Source organism: Shewanella sp. S1-58-MNA-CIBAN-0166 (assembly GCF_040310085.1).
Taxonomy (GTDB): Bacteria; Pseudomonadota; Gammaproteobacteria; order Enterobacterales; family Shewanellaceae; genus Shewanella.
Window position 1 is genome coordinate 1 of the sequence record NZ_JBEOPN010000195.1, and the last position, 241, is coordinate 241.

Annotated in this window: 1 protein-coding gene; it reads right to left on the minus strand. The window is 48.1% G+C overall.

Annotation, left to right across the window (positions count from 1 at the left end; all coding sequences use genetic code 11):
- The coding region (locus AAEY99_RS21670) for an ATP-binding protein (protein WP_351012020.1) at positions 1 to 241 on the minus strand (241 nt) is incomplete at both ends.

Sequence of the window (241 nt, forward strand, 5' to 3'; positions counted from 1 at the left end):
GTTGTGGCCTTGCCTCAACCACCCGAGCTCACTGGCTTTATGCTTGATTTGAACGGCACTAATCCCTGTCACTTCACTAAAATCGTACTGTGATAGTTGTTTCCCTATGGGTAATTGGCTGTCTTTCAGTAAGCGCTTTAGGCGTATTTCTTGTCGGTGTGAGGCCTCTATTTCACATAACTGAGCGAGAAATAGCTCAGGCCCCCATTGCTCCTTCACCGCTTTTAGCGCGATATCAGGC